The 19,585-nt window shown below is 59.8% G+C and carries 15 protein-coding genes and 4 tRNA genes; all 19 read right to left on the reverse strand.

Annotated elements, in window-relative coordinates:
* Positions 1 to 19 precede the first annotated feature (19 nt).
* Positions 20 to 2,149: an elongation factor G gene (gene fusA, locus F3I62_RS07565; protein WP_160489007.1), complete on the reverse strand. Its 2,130-nt coding sequence runs from the start codon at positions 2,147 to 2,149 to the stop codon at positions 20 to 22.
* A 30-nt stretch (positions 2,150 to 2,179) separates the two neighbouring features.
* Positions 2,180 to 2,650 carry a 30S ribosomal protein S7 gene (rpsG, locus tag F3I62_RS07570; protein WP_040261491.1) on the reverse strand — a complete coding sequence of 157 codons (471 nt, stop codon included), beginning with the start codon at positions 2,648 to 2,650 and terminating at the stop codon, positions 2,180 to 2,182.
* A 104-nt stretch (positions 2,651 to 2,754) separates the two neighbouring features.
* Positions 2,755 to 3,126, reverse strand: a complete 372-nt coding sequence (gene rpsL, locus F3I62_RS07575) for a 30S ribosomal protein S12 (RefSeq protein ID WP_021217014.1) — start codon at positions 3,124 to 3,126, stop codon at positions 2,755 to 2,757.
* A gap of 159 nt (positions 3,127 to 3,285) precedes the next feature.
* Positions 3,286 to 7,482, reverse strand: a complete 4,197-nt coding sequence (rpoC, locus tag F3I62_RS07580; protein WP_160489008.1) for a DNA-directed RNA polymerase subunit beta' — start codon at positions 7,480 to 7,482, stop codon at positions 3,286 to 3,288.
* Positions 7,483 to 7,547: 65 nt separating this feature from the next.
* Positions 7,548 to 11,621, reverse strand: a complete 4,074-nt coding sequence (gene rpoB, locus F3I62_RS07585) for a DNA-directed RNA polymerase subunit beta (protein WP_160489009.1) — start codon at positions 11,619 to 11,621, stop codon at positions 7,548 to 7,550.
* A gap of 216 nt (positions 11,622 to 11,837) precedes the next feature.
* Positions 11,838 to 12,206 (reverse strand): 50S ribosomal protein L7/L12, encoded by a 369-nt coding sequence (rplL, locus tag F3I62_RS07590; RefSeq protein ID WP_160489010.1) that lies wholly within the window; start codon positions 12,204 to 12,206, stop codon positions 11,838 to 11,840.
* Positions 12,207 to 12,286: 80 nt separating this feature from the next.
* Positions 12,287 to 12,787 carry a 50S ribosomal protein L10 gene (rplJ, locus tag F3I62_RS07595; protein ID WP_160082958.1) on the reverse strand — a complete coding sequence of 167 codons (501 nt, stop codon included), beginning with the start codon at positions 12,785 to 12,787 and terminating at the stop codon, positions 12,287 to 12,289.
* Between the two features lie 201 nt (positions 12,788 to 12,988).
* A complete protein-coding gene (gene rplA, locus F3I62_RS07600) occupies positions 12,989 to 13,684 on the reverse strand; it encodes a 50S ribosomal protein L1 (RefSeq protein WP_160082960.1) in 696 nt (231 codons plus the stop codon).
* Positions 13,684 to 14,115 carry a 50S ribosomal protein L11 gene (gene rplK, locus F3I62_RS07605; protein ID WP_119892002.1) on the reverse strand — a complete coding sequence of 144 codons (432 nt, stop codon included), beginning with the start codon at positions 14,113 to 14,115 and terminating at the stop codon, positions 13,684 to 13,686. The genes rplA and rplK overlap by 1 nt, the downstream gene beginning before the upstream one ends.
* Positions 14,116 to 14,232: 117 nt before the next feature.
* On the reverse strand, positions 14,233 to 14,766 hold the full coding sequence (gene nusG, locus F3I62_RS07610; RefSeq protein WP_160082964.1) for a transcription termination/antitermination protein NusG: 534 nt from the start codon (positions 14,764 to 14,766) through the stop codon (positions 14,233 to 14,235).
* A gap of 9 nt (positions 14,767 to 14,775) precedes the next feature.
* The gene (gene secE, locus F3I62_RS07615; protein ID WP_160489011.1) at positions 14,776 to 15,144 is read right to left on the reverse strand and encodes a preprotein translocase subunit SecE; all 369 of its coding nucleotides are present in this window, start codon (positions 15,142 to 15,144) and stop codon (positions 14,776 to 14,778) included.
* A 48-nt stretch (positions 15,145 to 15,192) separates the two neighbouring features.
* Positions 15,193 to 15,268, reverse strand: a tRNA-Trp gene (locus tag F3I62_RS07620).
* A 53-nt stretch (positions 15,269 to 15,321) separates the two neighbouring features.
* Positions 15,322 to 16,515: an elongation factor Tu gene (gene tuf, locus F3I62_RS07625; RefSeq protein WP_160489006.1), complete on the reverse strand. Its 1,194-nt coding sequence runs from the start codon at positions 16,513 to 16,515 to the stop codon at positions 15,322 to 15,324.
* An 85-nt stretch (positions 16,516 to 16,600) separates the two neighbouring features.
* A tRNA-Thr gene (locus F3I62_RS07630) sits at positions 16,601 to 16,676 on the reverse strand.
* 26 nt (positions 16,677 to 16,702) lie between these two features.
* Positions 16,703 to 16,776: transfer RNA gene (locus F3I62_RS07635), tRNA-Gly, on the reverse strand.
* 24 nt (positions 16,777 to 16,800) lie between these two features.
* Positions 16,801 to 16,885 (reverse strand) — tRNA-Tyr (locus F3I62_RS07640).
* A 131-nt stretch (positions 16,886 to 17,016) separates the two neighbouring features.
* On the reverse strand, positions 17,017 to 17,694 hold the full coding sequence (locus F3I62_RS07645) for an SPOR domain-containing protein (protein ID WP_160489012.1): 678 nt from the start codon (positions 17,692 to 17,694) through the stop codon (positions 17,017 to 17,019).
* 8 nt (positions 17,695 to 17,702) lie between these two features.
* Entirely contained in the window at positions 17,703 to 18,452 is a 750-nt protein-coding gene (locus F3I62_RS07650; protein ID WP_160489013.1) for a pantothenate kinase, read from the reverse strand.
* Positions 18,442 to 19,404 (reverse strand): bifunctional biotin--[acetyl-CoA-carboxylase] ligase/biotin operon repressor BirA, encoded by a 963-nt coding sequence (gene birA / locus F3I62_RS07655; RefSeq protein ID WP_160489014.1) that lies wholly within the window; start codon positions 19,402 to 19,404, stop codon positions 18,442 to 18,444. Before birA ends, F3I62_RS07650 begins: the two co-directional genes overlap by 11 nt.
* Positions 19,405 to 19,585: the final 181 nt, after the last annotated feature.

Here is a 19,585-nt window from a genome sequence, read left to right on the forward strand (position 1 = left end):
TCTTGCCTAAAGGGCTTGATTAGCCTTGTTTTTTAACCAGTGCTTCGACGATGTTCGACGGAGCCTCGGAGTATTTGGAGAATTCCATGGAGTAGCTTGCGCGACCCTGAGACATGGAACGGACGTCGGTCGCATAACCGAACATCTCACCCAGCGGAACCTCAGCACGGATAACCTTACCGGACACCGAGTCTTCCATACCCTGGATCAGACCACGACGACGGTTCAGGTCACCCATCACGTCACCCATGTAGTCCTCAGGGGTTACCACTTCAACCTTCATGATCGGCTCAAGCACAACACCGCCACCCTTCTGGGCCAGTTGCTTGGTCGCCATGGAGGCAGCCACCTTGAACGCCATCTCGTTGGAGTCGACGTCGTGGTAGGAACCATCGAACACGGTCGCCTTCAGGCCGATCAGCGGATAGCCGGCAACAACGCCGTTCTTCATTTGCTCCTCGATACCCTTCTGGATCGCCGGGATGTATTCCTTCGGAACCACACCACCTACGACTTCGTTGACGAAAACCAGACCTTCCTGACCTTCATCAGCCGGCGCGAAGCGAATCCAGCAGTGACCGAACTGGCCACGACCACCGGATTGACGCACGAACTTGCCTTCGATTTCGCAGTTCTTGGTGATCTTCTCGCGGTAGGAAACCTGAGGCTTACCGATGTTGGCCTCAACGTTGAACTCGCGCTTCATGCGGTCAACGAGGATGTCCAGGTGCAGCTCACCCATACCGGAGATGATGGTCTGACCGGTTTCCTCGTCAGTCTTGACGCGGAACGACGGGTCTTCCTGAGCCAGCTTGCCCAGAGCAACACCCATCTTCTCCTGGTCAGCCTTGGTCTTCGGCTCTACGGCCACCGAAATTACCGGCTCCGGGAAGTCCATACGCTCAAGGATGATCGGCTTCTCGATCGAGCACAGGGTGTCGCCAGTGGTGACGTCCTTCATGCCGATCAGAGCAGCGATATCGCCTGCACGCACTTCCTTGATTTCGTCACGCTGGTTGGCGTGCATCTGCACCATACGACCAACGCGCTCTTTCTTGCCCTTGACCGAGTTGACCACGGAGTCGCCCGAGCTCAGGAAGCCCGAGTAGACGCGCACGAAGGTCAGAGTACCGACGAACGGGTCGGTCGCGATCTTGAACGCCAGAGCCGAGAACGGCTCGTCGTCGCTTGCGTGACGCTCGTCGTAGTCCGCATCCTGCAGCTCGTCTTTCGGCTTCTCAATGAGGTCCGGGTGAATGCCCTTGATCGCAGGGATCTCGGTCGGAGCCGGCAGGTAGTCGATGACGGCATCGAGCACCAGCGGAACACCCTTGTTCTTGAACGAGGAACCACAAACAGCCGGAACGATTTCACCAGCCAGGGTGCGCGAGCGCAGACCGGCCTTGATTTCCTCGACAGTCAGCTCACCGCCTTCGAGGTACTTGTTCATCAGCTCTTCGCTGGCTTCGGCAGCAGCCTCAACCATGTTCGAACGCCACTCGTCAGCCAGGTCCTGAAGCGCAGCAGGGATCTCCTCCTCACGGTAGGTAGTACCCTTGTCGTCATCGTTCCAGTAGATGGCCTTCATCTTGATCAGATCGATCTGACCTTCGAAGTTCTCTTCGGAGCCGATAGCCAGCTGAACCGGAACCGGGGTATGACCCAGGCGGTTCTTGATCTGACCGACCACACGCAGGAAGTCAGCGCCCGCACGGTCCATCTTGTTCACGTAGACAACACGCGGAACACCGTACTTGTTGGCTTGGCGCCATACGGTTTCGGACTGCGGCTCAACGCCGGAAGTACCACAGAACACCACGACAGCGCCGTCGAGCACACGCAGAGAACGCTCTACTTCAATGGTGAAGTCAACGTGGCCGGGGGTGTCGATGACGTTTACGCGGTAGTTGTCATACTGACCACGCGAACCTTTCCAGAAGGTGGTTACGGCAGCAGAGGTAATGGTAATACCACGCTCCTGCTCCTGAACCATCCAGTCGGTAGTGGCAGCGCCGTCATGCACCTCACCCATCTTGTGGCTGAGACCTGTGTAGAACAGGATCCGCTCGGTAGTGGTGGTCTTGCCCGCATCAACGTGCGCGCAGATACCAATGTTACGGTAGCGGTTAATCGGGGTAGTACGAGCCATAAAGCCCTCGCAAATTTAGAAGCGCCGAAATTAGAAGCGGTAATGCGAGAAGGCTTTGTTGGCTTCAGCCATACGGTGCACGTCTTCACGCTTCTTCACTGCAGCACCTTTGCCTTCTGCAGCATCCAGCAGCTCGCCAGCAAGGCGCAGAGCCATGGATTTTTCGCCACGCTTGCGCGCGTAATCCACCAGCCAACGCATGGCCAGGGCATTACGACGGGACGGACGAACTTCGACCGGAACCTGGTAAGTCGCACCGCCGACACGGCGGGACTTCACTTCGACCAGCGGAGCGATGGCGTCGAGAGCTTTCTCGAAGATCTCCAGGGGATCGCTATTCTTGCGCGCTTTGACAGTTTCCAGGGCACCGTAAACGATGCGCTCGGCCACTGCCTTCTTGCCGCTTTCCATCACGTGGTTCATGAATTTGGCGAGGATTTGCGATCCGTATTTCGGATCGTCCAGAATCTCACGCTTAGCTGCTACACGACGTCTTGGCATGATAAGCCCTCAAACGGTCTTCAGGTTAGCCCGGGACCATAACCATCCGGTTACGCCCGACCTTACTCTTATCGACTCAATAAAAAGAAAAATGGCGAACCGAATTACTTCGGACGCTTGGTACCGTACTTCGAGCGACCCTGCTTACGGTCTTTAACGCCGGTGGTATCCAGCGAACCGCGAACAGTGTGGTAGCGCACACCCGGAAGGTCTTTTACACGACCGCCACGGATCAGCACGACGCTGTGCTCTTGCAGGTTGTGACCTTCACCACCGATGTAGGAGGTGACTTCAAAACCGTTGGTCAGGCGAACACGGCATACCTTACGCAGTGCAGAGTTCGGTTTTTTCGGCGTGGTGGTGTACACGCGGGTGCACACGCCACGACGTTGCGGGCAGTTCTGCAGCGCAGGAACGTCGGATTTCTCGACGATACGCTTGCGCGGCTGACGTACCAGCTGGTTGATAGTTGCCATCTACTAGCTCCACTGTTGTCTTTCGACGCTATTTATTACAACAAAAGCAAAATGGCAGAGCACAACGCCCTGCCAAATTTAGGGGTGCATGAGTCTAAAGAGACTGACGCCCCCAGTCAAGGCAATGCCCCGCGCGACAGGTCGCTCGGGACATCACTCTCAATTGCCGGAGTTCAGCGCTTCGGTCAGTGCAGCTTCCACTTCACTGGCGCTCACTCGCACCGGCTGAGCCGCTTCACGCTTGCGCTTGCGCTCGCTGTGATAGGCCAGACCGGTACCGGCCGGGATCAGACGACCCACGACCACGTTTTCTTTCAGGCCGCGCAGGTAGTCACGCTTGCCGGTCACCGCCGCCTCGGTCAGTACGCGAGTGGTCTCCTGGAAGGAGGCCGCCGAGATGAACGATTCGGTGGACAGCGACGCCTTGGTGATACCCAGCAGCACGCGGTCGAACTTGGAGATGAACTTGTCATCTGCAGCCAAACGCTCGTTCTCGCCCAGGACGTGGGTCAGTTCCATCTGGTCGCCCTTGATGAAGCTGGAGTCGCCGGATTCGGTGATCTCAACCTTACGCAACATCTGACGCAGGATGGTCTCGATGTGCTTGTCGTTGATCTTCACGCCCTGCAGGCGGTAAACGTCCTGGATCTCGTTGACGATGTACTTGGCCAGCGCGCTGACGCCCAGCAGACGCAGGATGTCGTGCGGATCGCTCGGACCGTCGGAGATTACTTCACCGCGGTTCACTTGTTCGCCTTCGAAGACGTTCAGGTGACGCCACTTCGGAATCAGCTCCTCGTACGGATCGCTGCCGTCGGTCGGGGTGATGACCAGACGGCGCTTGCCCTTGGTCTCCTTGCCGAAGGCGATGGTGCCGCTGATTTCCGCCAGGATCGAGGCTTCTTTCGGACGACGCGCTTCGAACAGGTCGGCAACGCGCGGCAGACCACCGGTGATGTCGCGGGTCTTCGAAGTTTCCTGCGGGATACGGGCGATAACGTCACCGACCGCGATCTGCGCGCCGTCGGCCACGCCGACCAGGGCATTGGCCGGCAGGAAATACTGGGCCGGTACGTCTGTACCCGGCAGCAGCAGCTCCTTGCCATTGGTGTCGACCATCTTGATCGCCGGACGGATGTCCTTGCCGGCGGCCGGACGATCTTTCGGGTCCAGCACTTCGATGTTGGTCAGACCGGTCAGTTCGTCGGTCTGGCGCTTGATGGTGATGCCTTCTTCCATGCCGACGAAGGTAACCACACCCTTCATCTCGGTCACGATCGGGTGGGTGTGCGGGTCCCACTTGGCGACGATGGCGCCAGCTTCGACCTTGTCACCTTCCTTCACGGAAATTACGGCACCGTACGGCAGCTTGTAGCGCTCGCGCTCGCGACCGAACTCGTCGGCCACGGCCAGCTCGCCGGAACGCGATACCGCGACCAGGTTGCCGTCCACGCGCTCGACGTGCTTCAGGTTGTGCAGACGGATCGCACCGCCGTTCTTCACCTGGACGCTGTCGGCTGCTGAAGTCCGGCTGGCCGCACCACCGATGTGGAACGTACGCATGGTCAGCTGGGTACCCGGCTCACCGATGGACTGGGCGGCGATGACGCCGACCGCTTCACCGATGTTGACCTGGTGACCACGGGCCAGATCGCGACCGTAGCACTTGGCGCAGATGCCGTAGCGGGTTTCACAGCTGATCGGCGAACGCACGATCACTTCGTCGATGCTGGCGCGCTCGATGAACTCGACCCACTGCTCGTCGACCAGGGTACCGGCCGGCACGATGACTTCGTCGGTGCCGGGCTTGAACACGTCCTTGGCGATCACTCGACCCAGAACGCGCTCGCCCAGCGGCTCGACCACGTCACCGCCTTCGATGTGCGGAGTCATCAGCAGGCCGTGTTCGGTGCCGCAATCGACTTCGGTCACCACCAGATCCTGCGCCACGTCGACCAGGCGACGGGTCAGGTAACCGGAGTTCGCGGTCTTCAGTGCGGTATCCGCCAGACCTTTACGCGCACCGTGGGTGGAGATGAAGTACTGCAGTACGTTCAGGCCTTCACGGAAGTTCGCGGTGATCGGCGTTTCGATGATGGAGCCGTCCGGCTTGGCCATCAGACCACGCATACCGGCCAGCTGGCGAATCTGCGCGGCGCTACCACGAGCACCGGAGTCGGCCATCATGTACATGGAGTTGAAGGACTCCTGCTCGACGGTCTTGCCCTCACGATCGACAACCGACTCTTTCGAGAGGTTGGCCATCATCGCCTTGGACACTTCGTCGTTGGCCTTGGACCAGAGGTCGATCACCTTGTTGTACTTCTCGCCCTGGGTGACCAGGCCGGAGGCGTACTGCGATTCGATTTCCTTCACTTCCTCGGTGGCGGCGTCGATGATGCGCGCCTTCTCATCCGGGATGACGAAGTCGTTCACGCCGATCGACACACCGGAGATGGTCGAGTAGGCGAAACCGGTGTACATCAGCTGGTCGGCGAAGATCACGGTGTCCTTCAGACCGACCGTGCGGTAGCACAGGTTGATCAGCTTGGAGATCGCCTTCTTCTTCATCGGCTGGTTGACCACGTCGTACGACAGGCCGGCCGGGACCACCTGGAACAGCAGCGCACGGCCAACAGTGGTGTCGACGATACGGGTGTTCTTCACCACGCTGCCGTCTTTCTGGTTGACGGTCTCGTTGATGCGCACCTTGACGCGGGCATGCAGGGACGCTTCGCCGGCGCGGAACACGCGGTCGACTTCCTGCAGGTCGGCGAACACACGGCCCTCGCCCTTGGCGTTGATCGCTTCGCGGGTCATGTAGTACAGACCCAGTACCACGTCCTGCGACGGCACGATGATCGGCTCGCCGTTGGCGGGCGACAGGATGTTGTTGGTCGACATCATCAGCGCACGCGCTTCCAGCTGGGCTTCCAGCGTCAGCGGGACGTGGACGGCCATCTGGTCACCGTCGAAGTCGGCGTTGTACGCGGCGCAGACCAGCGGGTGCAGCTGGATCGCTTTACCTTCGATCAGGACCGGCTCGAACGCCTGGATGCCCAGACGGTGCAGGGTCGGTGCGCGGTTGAGCAGCACGGGGTGTTCGCGGATGACTTCGGCGAGAACGTCCCAGACCTCGGGCAGCTCGCGCTCGACCATCTTCTTGGCGGCCTTGATGGTGGTCGCCATGCCACGCATTTCCAGCTTGCCGAAAATGAACGGCTTGAACAGCTCGAGCGCCATCTTCTTCGGCAGACCGCACTGGTGCAGGCGCAGGGTCGGGCCCACGGTAATTACGGAACGACCGGAGTAGTCCACGCGCTTACCGAGCAGGTTCTGACGGAAGCGACCTTGCTTACCCTTGATCATGTCGGCCAGCGACTTCAGCGGACGCTTGTTCGAGCCGGTGATGGCGCGACCGCGACGGCCGTTGTCGAGCAGGGCGTCGACCGCTTCCTGCAGCATGCGCTTTTCGTTGCGCACGATGATGTCCGGCGCCGACAGATCGAGCAGGCGCTTCAGACGGTTGTTACGGTTGATCACCCGGCGGTACAGATCGTTCAGATCGGAGGTCGCAAAGCGGCCGCCATCCAGCGGCACCAGCGGACGCAGGTCTGGCGGCAGTACCGGCAGAACGGTCAGGACCATCCACTCCGGATGGTTGCCGGAGTCCTTGAAGGCTTCCATCAGCTTCAGGCGCTTGGACAGCTTCTTGATCTTGGTTTCCGAGTTGGTCTGCGGAATCTCTTCACGCAGGCGGCCGATCTCGTGATCCAGGTCGATCGCGTTGAGCAGCTCGCGAACCGCTTCGGCGCCCATGCGCGCGTCGAAGTCGTCACCGAACTCTTCGAGGGCTTCGAAGTACTGCTCGTCGTTCAGCAGCTGGCCCTTTTCCAGGGTGGTCATGCCCGGATCGATCACCACGTAGCTCTCGAAATAGAGCACGCGCTCGATGTCACGCAGGGTCATGTCCAGCAGCAGGCCGATACGGCTCGGCAGGGACTTCAGGAACCAGATGTGGGCAACCGGCGAAGCCAGTTCGATGTGCGCCATGCGCTCACGACGGACCTTGGCCAGGGCGACTTCCACGCCGCACTTCTCACAGATCACGCCACGATGCTTGAGGCGCTTGTACTTACCGCACAGGCACTCGTAGTCCTTGACCGGGCCAAAGATCTTGGCGCAGAACAGACCATCGCGCTCAGGCTTGAAGGTACGGTAGTTGATGGTTTCCGGCTTTTTCACTTCACCGAAAGACCAGGAACGGATCATCTCAGGCGAAGCCAGACCGATACGGATCGCATCGAACTCTTCCACCTGACCCTGGTTTTTCAACAGATTCAGCAAGTCTTTCAAGGCCTTTCCTCCTCACGGACCAGCGGCAACCCGGCCTCGGCCGGGCGCCGCATAGGCGGTGCGTGTTATTCGGTTTCCAGTTCGATGTCGATACCGAGCGAGCGGATCTCTTTGATCAACACGTTGAAGGACTCGGGCATGCCGGCCTCCATGCGGTGATCGCCGTCCACGATGTTCTTGTACATCTTGGTCCGGCCGTTCACGTCGTCCGACTTCACGGTCAGCATTTCCTGCAGGGTGTAGGCGGCGCCGTAGGCTTCCAGTGCCCAGACCTCCATCTCACCGAAGCGCTGACCACCGAACTGCGCCTTACCACCCAGCGGCTGCTGGGTAACCAGGCTGTAGGAACCGGTGGAACGAGCGTGCATCTTGTCGTCGACCAGGTGGTTCAGTTTGAGCATGTACATGTAGCCGACGGTGGTCGGACGCTCGAACTGGTTACCGGTACGGCCGTCGGTCAGGCGCATCTGGCCGCTTTCCGGCAGATCGGCCAGCTTGAGCATGGCCTTGATCTCTTTCTCCTTGGCACCGTCGAACACCGGGGTGGCCATCGGCACACCGCCACGCAGGTTCTTCGCCAGGTCGAGGATCTCGGTATCGGACAGCTCGTTCAGGTTCTCCTGACGACCACCGATCTCGTTGTAGATCTCGTGGAGGAACTTGCGCAGCTCGGCGACCTTGCGCTGCTCTTCGAGCATGCGGTTGATCTTCTCGCCCAGGCCCTTGGCCGCGAGGCCCAGGTGGGTTTCGAGGATCTGCCCGACGTTCATACGCGACGGTACGCCCAGCGGGTTGAGGACGATGTCTACCGGGGTGCCATTGGCATCGTGCGGCATGTCTTCGACCGGCATGATCACCGAGACCACACCCTTGTTACCGTGACGACCGGCCATCTTGTCGCCCGGCTGGATGCGGCGCTTGATGGCCAGATAGACCTTGACGATCTTCAGTACGCCCGGCGCCAGGTCGTCGCCCTGCTGCAGCTTGCGCTTCTTGTCTTCGAACTTGTCGTCGAGCATCTGACGACGGTCGCTGATGTAGGCCTGGGCCTTTTCCAGCTGCTCGTTGAGAGCATCTTCGGCCATGCGCAGCTTGAACCACTGACCGCGCTCGAGGCCGTCGAGGAAGGCGTCGTCGATGACCGCGCCTTTCTTCAGACCGGCGCCGCCTTCGGCCTTGGCACCCACCAGGGCGGAACGCAGACGCTCGAAGGTGGCACCTTCGACGATGCGGAACTCCTCGTTGAGGTCCTTGCGGATCTCGTCCAGCTGCATCTTCTCGATGGACAGGGCGCGCGAGTCGCGCTCCACGCCGTCACGGGTGAAGACCTGCACGTCGATGACGGTACCCTTGGTGCCGGTCGGCACGCGCAGGGAGGTGTCCTTCACGTCGGACGCCTTCTCACCGAAGATCGCACGCAGCAGCTTCTCTTCCGGAGTCAGCTGGGTCTCGCCTTTCGGGGTGACCTTGCCGACCAGGATGTCGCCAGCCATGACTTCGGCACCGACGTAGACGATACCGGCTTCGTCCAGCTTGTTCAGCGCAGCTTCACCGACGTTCGGGATGTCCGCGGTGATTTCCTCTGGGCCGAGCTTGGTGTCACGGGCCACGCAGGTCAGTTCCTGGATGTGGATCGTGGTGAAGCGGTCTTCCTGGACCACGCGCTCGGACAGGCAGATGGAGTCTTCGAAGTTGAAGCCGTTCCACGGCATGAACGCCACGCGCATGTTCTGACCCAACGCCAGTTCACCCATGTCGGTGGACGGGCCGTCGGCCAGGATGTCGCTGCGCGAAACCTTGTCACCCTTGCTCACCAGCGGACGCTGGTTGATGCAGGTGTTCTGGTTGGAGCGGGTGTATTTGGTCAGGTTGTAGATGTCGACACCGGCTTCGCCAGTTTCGACTTCGTCATCGTTGACGCGAACCACGATACGGCTGGCATCGACCGAGTCGATCACACCGCCACGACGGGCCACGACGCAGACGCCGGAGTCACGGGCAACGTTGCGCTCCATGCCGGTACCTACCAGCGGCTTGTCGGCGCGCAGGGTCGGTACAGCCTGACGCTGCATGTTGGAACCCATCAACGCACGGTTGGCGTCGTCGTGCTCGAGGAACGGAATCAGCGAGGCCGCAACGGAAACTACCTGCTTCGGCGACACGTCCATCAGGGTGACGTCTTCCGGCGCCTTGACGGTGAATTCGTTCAGGTGACGCACGGCCACCAGTTCGTCGGTCAGCATGCCCTTGTCGTTCATGGTCGCCGAAGCCTGGGCGATCACGTGATCGGCCTCTTCGATGGCGGACAGGAAGACGATTTCGTCGGTGACCAGGCCGGCCTTGACCACACGGTACGGGCTTTCCAGGAAGCCGTACTGGTTGGTGCGCGCATACGCAGCCAGGGAGTTGATCAGACCGATGTTCGGACCTTCAGGGGTCTCGATCGGGCACACGCGGCCGTAGTGGGTCGGGTGTACGTCGCGGACTTCGAAGCCGGCACGCTCACGGGTCAGACCGCCCGGGCCGAGTGCGGAGACGCGGCGCTTGTGGGTGATCTCGGAGAGCGGGTTGTTCTGGTCCATGAACTGCGAGAGCTGGCTGGAACCGAAGAACTCCTTCACCGCCGCCGCAACCGGCTTGGCGTTGATCAGGTCCTGCGGCATCAGGCCTTCGCTTTCGGCCATCGACAGGCGTTCCTTGACCGCACGCTCGACGCGCACCAGGCCAACACGGAACTGGTTCTCGGCCATTTCGCCGACGCAACGTACGCGGCGGTTACCCAGGTGGTCGATGTCGTCGACGATGCCTTTGCCGTTACGGATATCGACCAGGGTCTTGAGGACCTCGACGATGTCTTCCTTGCTCAGCACGCCGGAACCTTCGATCTCGGTGCGACCGATACGACGGTTGAACTTCATGCGGCCGACGGCGGACAAGTCGTAACGCTCGGCGCTGAAGAACAGGTTGTTGAACAGGGTCTCGGCGGCGTCTTTGGTTGGCGGCTCGCCAGGACGCATCATGCGGTAGATCTCGACCAGGGCTTCCAGCTGGTTGCTGGTGGAGTCGATCTTCAGGGTGTCGGAGATGAACGGACCGCAGTCGATGTCGTTGGTGTACAGGGTCTCGATGCGGACAACCTGGGCCTTGACGATCTTGGCCAGCAGGTCGACGGTCAGCTCGGTGTTGCACTCGGCAACGATCTCGCCGGTCGACGGATGCACGATGGCCTTGGCGGTGGTGCGGCCCAGCACGTAGTCGAGCGGAACTTCCAGCTCTTTGATGCCGGCCTTGTCGATCTGGTTGATGTGGCGCGCGGTGATGCGGCGGCCCTGCTCAACGATGACCTTACCCTTCTCGTCCTTGATGTCGAACGCGGCGATTTCACCACGCAGACGCTGCGGCACCAGTTCCAGGTTGAGCGACTCGCCCTGCACGTGGAACACGTTGGTGGCGTAGAAGGCATTCAGCACTTCCTCGGTGCTGTAGCCCAGCGCGCGCAGCAGCACGGAAGCCGGAAGCTTGCGACGACGGTCGATACGCACGAACACGCAGTCCTTCGGGTCGAACTCGAAGTCCAGCCAGGAGCCGCGGTAAGGAATGATGCGCGCCGAGTACAGCAGCTTGCCCGAGCTGTGGGTCTTGCCACGGTCGTGGTCGAAGAACACACCCGGCGAGCGGTGCAGCTGGGAAACGATGACGCGCTCGGTACCGTTGATGATGAAGGTACCGTTCTCGGTCATCAGGGGGATTTCCCCCATGTAGACTTCTTGCTCTTTGATGTCCTTGATCGCTTTGTTCGACGATTCTTTGTCGAAAATGATCAGACGGACCTTGACCCGCAGCGGTACTGCGAAGGTCACGCCACGCAGCACGCACTCTTTGACGTCGAATGCCGGCTCGCCCAGGCGATAGCCGACATACTCCAGAGCAGCATTGCCGGAGTAGCTGATAATCGGGAATACGGACTTGAAGGCCGCATGCAGGCCAACGTCGCGGAACTGCTCCTTGCTCGCTCCCGCCTGCAGGAATTCGCGGTACGAATCCAACTGGATGGCCAGGAGATACGGCACATCCATCACGTCCGGCAACTTGCTAAAGTCCTTGCGGATACGTTTTTTCTCAGTGTATGAGTAAGCCATCAGCGTTCCCCAGCTTGGTCACCTGCTTGTTTGGCTGCTCCCGACGGCAACAGCCAGAAAATCTTGCAAACCCTAGGTTTGCACCGCCCTCGAGCGGGTTTTCACGTTAGGGCGAAGGCCTGCGCACATCGCCCATAACGGAAAAAGGCCGGTGGCAAAAGCCACCAGCCGCCAGCCTTAAGCGCAATGCTTGGGCTGTTGACGCAAGGTCGTCGCTTACTTGAGCTCGACTTTGGCGCCAGCTTCTTCCAGAGCCTTCTTGGCAGCTTCGGCTTCGTCTTTCGACACGCCTTCTTTAACGGCAGCCGGAGCGCCGTCAACTACTGCTTTGGCTTCTTTCAGACCCAGACCGGTCAGTTCGCGAACGACTTTGATGACGTTCACTTTCTTCTCGCCGGCTTCAACCAGCATGATGTTGAACTCGGTCTGCTCTTCAGCAACGGCAGCAGCCGGGCCAGCAGCAGCAACGGTGGCAGCAGCGGCGGTAACGCCGAACTTCTCTTCCATTGCCTTGATCAGTTCAACAACTTCCAGAACGGTTTTCTGGCCGATTGCTTCGATGATGTCTTCGTTCGACAGAGCCATGACTCTAATTCCTGTATTGGGGGACAGCCTTCGCGGCCATCAAATTAAACAAATTTGCTTGAGAAAAACGGTGCGACGCCTTAGGCGGCAGCAGCTTCTTTCTGGTCGCGAACGGCCGCCAGAGTACGAGCCAGCTTGCTGGTAGCGCCTTGAATCACGCTCATCAGCTGCGAAATGGCTTCGTCGTAGGTCGGCAGAGTTGCCAGTACGTCGATCTGATTGGCTGCGAGGAACTTGCCCTCGAACGCAGCTGCCTTGATCTCGAACTTGTCCTGACCCTTGGCGAATTCCTTGAACAGACGAGCAGCAGCGCCCGGGTGTTCGTTGGAGAACGCGATCAGGGTCGGGCCTTTGAACACGTCGTTGAGCACGTCATATTGAGTGCCTTCAACGGCGCGGCGCAGCAGGGTGTTACGTACGACACGTACATATACGCCAGCTTCGCGGGCCTCTTTACGGAGTCCGGTCATAGCGCCGACAGTCACGCCACGGGCATCAGCCACGACAGCGGAAAGACCGGCTTTGGCAGCCTCGTTGACTTCAGCGACGATGGCCTTTTTGTCTTCGAGTTTAATTGCCACGGGTTTACTCCTGGATTACCTGTTCGCCTGGCCGAAGCCGGGCGACGTTTTGGTGTCTGATTCGCTAGGCGAATCGGGAGCACCATCTGCGTAGGCTTGTGGTTTAAGGCTTGCGCCGCCTACGGTCTTGGATAGCCCCCGCCAGGCAGGGACCCCAATTTTTTCAAGCCGGCGGATCGCTCCGCCGGCCCATGCCATGACTTACGCCTCGAGCGAAGCCTGGTCGATGACCAGACCCGGACCCATGGTGGTGCTCAGGGTCACGCGCTTGACATAGATGCCTTTCGAGGTGGACGGCTTCAGACGCTTGAGGTCCGACAGCAGGGCTTCCACGTTCTGCTTCAGGTGAGCGGCTTCGAAGCCGACCTTGCCAACAGAGGTGTGGATGATGCCGTTCTTGTCGGTACGGAAACGTACTTGACCGGCCTTGGCGTTCTTAACGGCAGTGGCCACGTCCGGAGTCACAGTACCGACCTTCGGGTTCGGCATCAGGCCGCGCGGACCGAGGATCTGGCCCAGCTGACCGACAACGCGCATGGCGTCCGGGGAAGCGATGACCACGTCGTAGTTCAGGTCGCCGGCTTTCATCTCGGCAGCCAGTTCGTCCATGCCGACCTTGTCAGCACCGGCAGCCAGGGCAGCTTCAGCGCCCGGACCTTGGGTGAACACGGCGACGCGAACGGTCTTACCGGTGCCGTTCGGCAGTACGGTAGCGCCACGCACGACCTGGTCGGATTTACGCGGATCAACACCCAGGTTGATGGCGATATCGAACGACTCGGTGAACTTGACGGCAGACAGTTCGGCCAACAGCTTGGCGGCGTCTTCGAAACCGTATTGCTTGCCGGCTTCGATTTTCTCAGCGATTGCCTTCTGGCGCTTGGTCAGCTTAGCCATTACACACCCTCCACGTTGAGGCCCATGCTACGCGCGGAGCCGGCGATGGTACGCACGGCCGCATCCAGGTCAGCGGCAGTCAGATCGGCCTTCTTGGTCTTGGCGATCTCTTCCAGCTGAGCACGGGTAACGGTGCCAACTTTGACGGTGTTCGGACGAGCGGAACCGCTGGTCAGGCCGGCGGCCTTCTTCAGCAGGACCGAAGCCGGGGTGCTTTTGGTTTCAAAGGTGAAGCTGCGGTCGCTGTACACAGTGATGATCACTGGAGTCGGCAGACCAGGTTCCATGCCCTGGGTACGGGCGTTGAACGCCTTGCAGAATTCCATGATGTTCACGCCGTGCTGACCCAGAGCCGGGCCTACGGGCGGCGACGGGTTGGCCTGGGCGGCCTTCACTTGCAGCTTGATATAAGCGGTAATCTTCTTAGCCATGAGCTACTCCAATTTTGGGTTCAAGCGCCTTGCGGCTCCCCAATGACGTACACGTTTATCCCAATGACGAAAAAACCCCGCAGTCCATGACTGCGGGGTACGGGATGCATTGTCCAGTTATGCCTTCTCGACCTGACTGAACTCCAGCTCCACCGGAGTGGAACGACCGAAAATAAGCACGGCCACGTGGATCCGGCTCTTTTCGTAGTTAACCTCTTCAACCACACCGTTGAAGTCCGCGAACGGACCATCGATGACGCGCACGGTTTCACCCGGCTCGAACAGCGTCTTCGGCTTCGGCTTGTCGCCGCTATCGGCAACACGACGCAGAATCGCATCGGCTTCTTTCTCGGTGATCGGCGCCGGCTTGTCGGCAGTACCACCGATGAAACCCATGACGCGCGGCGTATCCTTGATCAAGTGCCAAGTCGCCTCGTTCATTTCCATCTGAACCAGAACATAGCCGGGGAAGAACTTGCGCTCGCTCTTGCGCTTCTGGCCATTACGCATCTCTACCACTTCTTCGGTAGGGACCAGAATTTCGCCGAACTCATCTTCCATGCCAGCCAGCTTGACGCGCTCAATCAACGAGCGCATGACATGCTTCTCGTAACCCGAGTAAGCATGCACAACGTACCAACGCTTAGCCACGGGACACCCTTAACCGACAATCAACGAAACAAGCCAGCCCAGCAGGGAATCCAGACCCCACAGAACCAGCGCCATGACCAGGACCACAGCCACCACGATCAGAGTGGTCTGCGTGGTTTCCTGACGGCTTGGCCACACAACTTTACGGATTTCGGTACGCGCCTCTTTGGCAAGACCGAAGAAGGCCTGCCCTTTGGCAGTCTGCAGCGCGGCAAAACCAGCCACAGCAGCCAGCGCCAGCAGAACCAGCACACGATACAGGAGCGGCTCAGCCGAGAAATACTGATTGCCGACCACGCCAGCGACCACCAGAGCGACAACAACCAGCCACTTCAGCGAGTCAAAGCGCGAGTCTTTAGCTTCAGCTTTGGCATTCATGAGAACAACCCTGTAGAAGAAATGCCAGATCCGCTTATTTCAGGAATCTGGCAGGCCAGGAGGGAATCGAACCCCCAACCTGCGGTTTTGGAGACCGCCGCTCTGCCAATTGAGCTACTGGCCTAAAACGAAGTCAGGCCGACCATTATGCCGGCCCGACAAGGCTAGATCAACCGATTACTCGACGATCTTGGCAACAACACCCGCGCCAACGGTACGACCGCCTTCGCGAATCGCGAAACGCAGGCCGTCTTCCATGGCGATCGGCTTGATCAGGGTAACAACCATTTTCACGTTGTCGCCCGGCATTACCATTTCAACGCCTTCCGGCAGTTCGCACGAACCGGTTACGTCGGTGGTACGGAAGTAGAACTGCGGACGGTAGCCCTTGAAGAACGGGGTGTGACGACCACCTTCTTCCTTGGACAGCACGTACACTTCAGCTTCGAACTTGGTGTGCGGCTTGATGGTGCCCGGCTTGGCCAGAACCTGACCACGCTCCACGTCGTCACGCTTGGTGCCGCGCAGCAGTACGCCGCAGTTCTCGCCAGCACGACCTTCGTCGAGCAGCTTGCGGAACATTTCAACGCCGGTGCAGGTGGTCTTGGTGGTGTCACGCAGACCAACGATCTCGATTTCTTCCTGGATCTTGACGATACCGCGCTCTACACGACCGGTAACTACAGTACCGCGGCCGGAGATCGAGAATACGTCTTCGATCGGCATCAGGAACGGCTTGTCGATCGCACGAACCGGCTCAGGGATGTACACGTCCAGGGTTTCAACCAGCTTCTTGACGGCGCTGGTGCCCATTTCGTTGTCGTCCTGACCGTTCAGAGCCATCAGCGCGGAGCCGATGATGATCGGAGTGTCGTCACCCGGGAAGTCGTAGGTGGACAGCAGGTCGCGAACTTCCATCTCGACCAGTTCCAGCAGCTCGGCGTCGTCAACCATGTCGGCCTTGTTCAGGAACACGACGATGTAAGGAACGCCTACCTGACGGGACAGCAGGATGTGCTCGCGGGTCTGCGGCATCGGGCCGTCAGCAGCGGAGCAAACCAGGATCGCGCCGTCCATCTGGGCAGCACCGGTGATCATGTTTTTTACGTAGTCGGCGTGACCAGGGCAGTCAACGTGCGCGTAGTGGCGAACGGCCGAATCGTATTCAACGTGAGCGGTGTTGATGGTGATACCGCGAGCTTTTTCTTCCGGAGCGCTGTCGATCTTGTCGAAGTCGACACGAGCCGAACCGAATACTTCGGAGCAAACGCGGGTCAGAGCAGCGGTCAGAGTGGTTTTACCGTGATCAACGTGACCAATGGTCCCTACGTTGACGTGTGGTTTATTCCGTTCAAACTTTTCTTTAGCCATTTTGACCGTCTCCCATCAATGAATTGACCGAGTCACGCTGCCATTAAAACAAAGGCAGATATCTGCATATCTGCCTTTGTTAAAGTGGAGCTCATGAGCGGATTTGAACCGCTGACCTCACCCTTACCAAGGGTGTGCTCTACCAACTGAGCTACATGAGCGAAACACATTGCATAAACTGCAAACCTGGAGCGGGCAGCGGGAATCGAACCCGCATCATCAGCTTGGAAGGCTGAGGTTCTACCACTGAACTATGCCCGCGGAGCTTGCGGCTCACGCTAAATCTGGTGGAGGGGGAAGGATTCGAACCTTCGAAGTCGATGACGTCAGATTTACAGTCTGATCCCTTTGGCCGCTCGGGAACCCCTCCAAAACGAGGCGGCATTCTCAACTCATGCCACCCTACTGTCAAGCAATTTCTCAATAAAAACTTGAGGTTAGCAATTTCTGACAGCAACCTTGCAAGGGCTACCCTGCAAAGCGGGCGCCATTCTATGCAAACTAACGCGGCATTGCAACGTCTTCGCACGGCATTAATTGATGTTGTAAGTCTTTGAAGTCAGAAGCCAGTTGCTGCAGCAGGTAATCGTCAGCCAAACGCCGACTCTGCGGGGCTATGCGCACCCAGTAACTGCGCTGCGCCCGGGGCAATTCGCGCAACAACGGCTCGTATCCGGCATCGATAAGACGCTGCATGACGCTCTGCGCAGAGTCACTGCGCGGAAAAATACCCAGCGAAATACCATTGGCCAGATCGCCCTGGGTGATGATGTAACTGTCAATCTTCCGCGCCTGCAGCTCCTTGAGCTGACGCAATGACGCCTGCCGGGAGGCCAGTGGCGCCAGATAGACCCAGTAATCCAGGCCCGCCGCCGCATCGATACCGCGAACCTCCCCCTGAATATCCAGGGACATCAGCCGCTGCTCGACCTCGCGCGCAGCCCCTTCCTGCTGGAAGCTGCCGAGAAACAGGCAGGTTTCAGTAGCAGCCGCGGCCGGCGCAACAGCCGGCTCACGCCGCTGCTGCCTATCGGCCTCGCTGAGCAGGCGAATATCCTGCTGCGCGCCACGATAGAGGGACATCGGCTCGACTTCCTTGACCCGCAGAGGTGCCTGCTGTTGGTGCCAGACGTAATAGAAAAGGTTGAGTACCAGCAGGAGCAGGAACAACCAGCGCATAACAGACCTCAAGACAAAGGACAGGCCGCCGCAAGCCCGACAAAAACCAGATCGGCAACCAGGTGCGCCTGCGGCAGCAGTTCACGCACCAGGGGCGCGTCGCCCCCCGTGAGATAGACGGTGAAATCCTCACCCAGGCACTCATTCGCCAACTCGAGCTGGGTCGACACAAAGCCCCGCAACATCAACGAACAGCCTCGCTCCACCGCCTCGGCCGTGGAGCGCCCAGGCAGCAGGCTGCGCGCCGCCTCTTCGGCGGCCGCATCGTCATAACGAATGCGCCGGGTGTGCGTCCTCAGCTGGTTGCGCATCAGCGGAACCCCCGGACAGATATAGCCACCCAGATGCTCGCCATCGGCAGCGACAAAGTCGGAAGTGACTGCCGTGCCCAGATCCAGTACCAGACAAGCGCCGCCAGACAACCGGTAGGCCCCCACCAGAGCCAACCAGCGATCCAACCCCAGGCGCGCGTAATCTTCATAGCCATTGCGCACCCCGGCAAGCTGTTGCGCCGGCCGGGCACAGCAGACCTTGAGCGCAAAAGCCTGCTCAATCGACGCCACCAGGGCATCGGTTTCCTCATCGCTACGCACACTCACCAGGCGGCAGTGTCCGGGCAGCGCGCCAGGCACCCCACGTACCGCATCCAGCAACTGCTCGCTGGAACCAACCACCCCGCCGGCGACACCCGCCTGGCCATCCACAGCCAGCAAGCGCCACTTGATAAAGCTGTTGCCACAGTCCAGCTCAAGAATCATTACGCAACCTCAGGCTCAGCTCACCACCACTGAATGACCGCTCTTCACCGGCCACCTCCAGGCGCAGCGCGCCCTGCCGATCGACTCCCAGCACCCGCCCATCGATATGCTGCGGGCCCATTGCGAGGGTCACCGCAGCTCCCTGCCAGAGATGAGCCGCCTCCCACTCCTCACGCAGCCCGGCAAAGCCTTCTTGCGCATGGATATCCAGATAGCGCCGCAGACACCGACTCAGCCGCAGCAGAAGCTCGGTGCGGTCGATCAATTGCCCCGCGTGCTCACGCAGCGAAGTCCAGGGCTGATCGATCTCCACCCGCCCCGGCAGCATATTAACGTTGACGCCAATACCAATGACCACCTGGCACGCATCGGCAGGGTCGCCAGCCAGCTCCAACAAGATGCCAGCCAACTTGCGCCCACCTACCAACACGTCATTCGGCCACTTCAACCCCGCCTCGGCACACCCCAGCTCTCGCAGCGCGCTCAACACCGCCAGGCCGACGGTCAGACTGAGCCCCTCAAGCGGATAGGCGCCCCCCTCGATGCGCAGCCCCAGGCTGTAATACAGATTCTCCGCATAGGGACTGATCCAGGCCCGCCCGCGCCGCCCGCGACCACTCTCCTGCCGCTCGGCCAGCACCAAGAGCGGCGCAGGATGCCCCGTAGCCAGCCGCCGCAGCGCCTCGGCATTGGTCGAATCCAGCGACTCATAGACCAAGGTCGCCCAGCCCAGCTCGGCGCCGCCGACAGCGATGCGCTCCGCATCCAGCAGCGACAGAGCCGAAGCCAGGCGATAGCCACGCCCACGCACCCGGTAGAGGCTGAGCCCAAGGTCGCCTTCCAGATGCTGCAGGCGCTTCCACACAGCACTGCGACTCACACCCAGCAGCTGCCCCAGAACCTCACCGGAATGGAATTCGCCATCCCGCAGCAGTTGCAACACGTCTTGCATTCGAGTCTCGCCTCGCAAAGAGGCAGGCATCATAACGATGCAGGTTGGTGTTGCCTAGAAAAGTACCGACCAGTTTCTGCGACGCAAAGACAAACCCCCGACCATCTTTCGATGATCGGGGGTTTGGGATAGGAGCTTGACGATGACCTACTCTCACATGGGGAAGCCCCACACTACCATC

The organism is Pseudomonas sp. R-28-1W-6 (assembly GCF_009799925.1).
In the GTDB taxonomy this organism is placed as follows: domain Bacteria; phylum Pseudomonadota; class Gammaproteobacteria; order Pseudomonadales; family Pseudomonadaceae; genus Aquipseudomonas.

What these genes read in the sequence shown, in the direction of transcription:
- fusA (WP_160489007.1), bottom strand. Translation starts at nt 2,149, where the DNA reads ATGGCTCGTACTACCCCGATTAACCGCTACCGTAACATTGGTATCTGC.
- rpsG (WP_040261491.1), bottom strand. Translation starts at nt 2,650, where the DNA reads ATGCCAAGACGTCGTGTAGCAGCTAAGCGTGAGATTCTGGACGATCCG.
- rpsL (WP_021217014.1), bottom strand. Translation starts at nt 3,126, where the DNA reads ATGGCAACTATCAACCAGCTGGTACGTCAGCCGCGCAAGCGTATCGTC.
- rpoB (WP_160489009.1), bottom strand. Translation starts at nt 11,621, where the DNA reads ATGGCTTACTCATACACTGAGAAAAAACGTATCCGCAAGGACTTTAGC.
- rplL (WP_160489010.1), bottom strand. Translation starts at nt 12,206, where the DNA reads ATGGCTCTGTCGAACGAAGACATCATCGAAGCAATCGGCCAGAAAACC.
- rplA (WP_160082960.1), bottom strand. Translation starts at nt 13,684, where the DNA reads ATGGCTAAGCTGACCAAGCGCCAGAAGGCAATCGCTGAGAAAATCGAA.
- rplK (WP_119892002.1), bottom strand. Translation starts at nt 14,115, where the DNA reads ATGGCTAAGAAGATTACCGCTTATATCAAGCTGCAAGTGAAGGCCGCC.
- secE (WP_160489011.1), bottom strand. Translation starts at nt 15,144, where the DNA reads ATGAATGCCAAAGCTGAAGCTAAAGACTCGCGCTTTGACTCGCTGAAG.
- tuf (WP_160489006.1), bottom strand. Translation starts at nt 16,515, where the DNA reads ATGGCTAAAGAAAAGTTTGAACGGAATAAACCACACGTCAACGTAGGG.
- F3I62_RS07645 (WP_160489012.1), bottom strand. Translation starts at nt 17,694, where the DNA reads ATGCGCTGGTTGTTCCTGCTCCTGCTGGTACTCAACCTTTTCTATTAC.
- F3I62_RS07650 (WP_160489013.1), bottom strand. Translation starts at nt 18,452, where the DNA reads ATGATTCTTGAGCTGGACTGTGGCAACAGCTTTATCAAGTGGCGCTTG.
- birA (WP_160489014.1), bottom strand. Translation starts at nt 19,404, where the DNA reads ATGCAAGACGTGTTGCAACTGCTGCGGGATGGCGAATTCCATTCCGGT.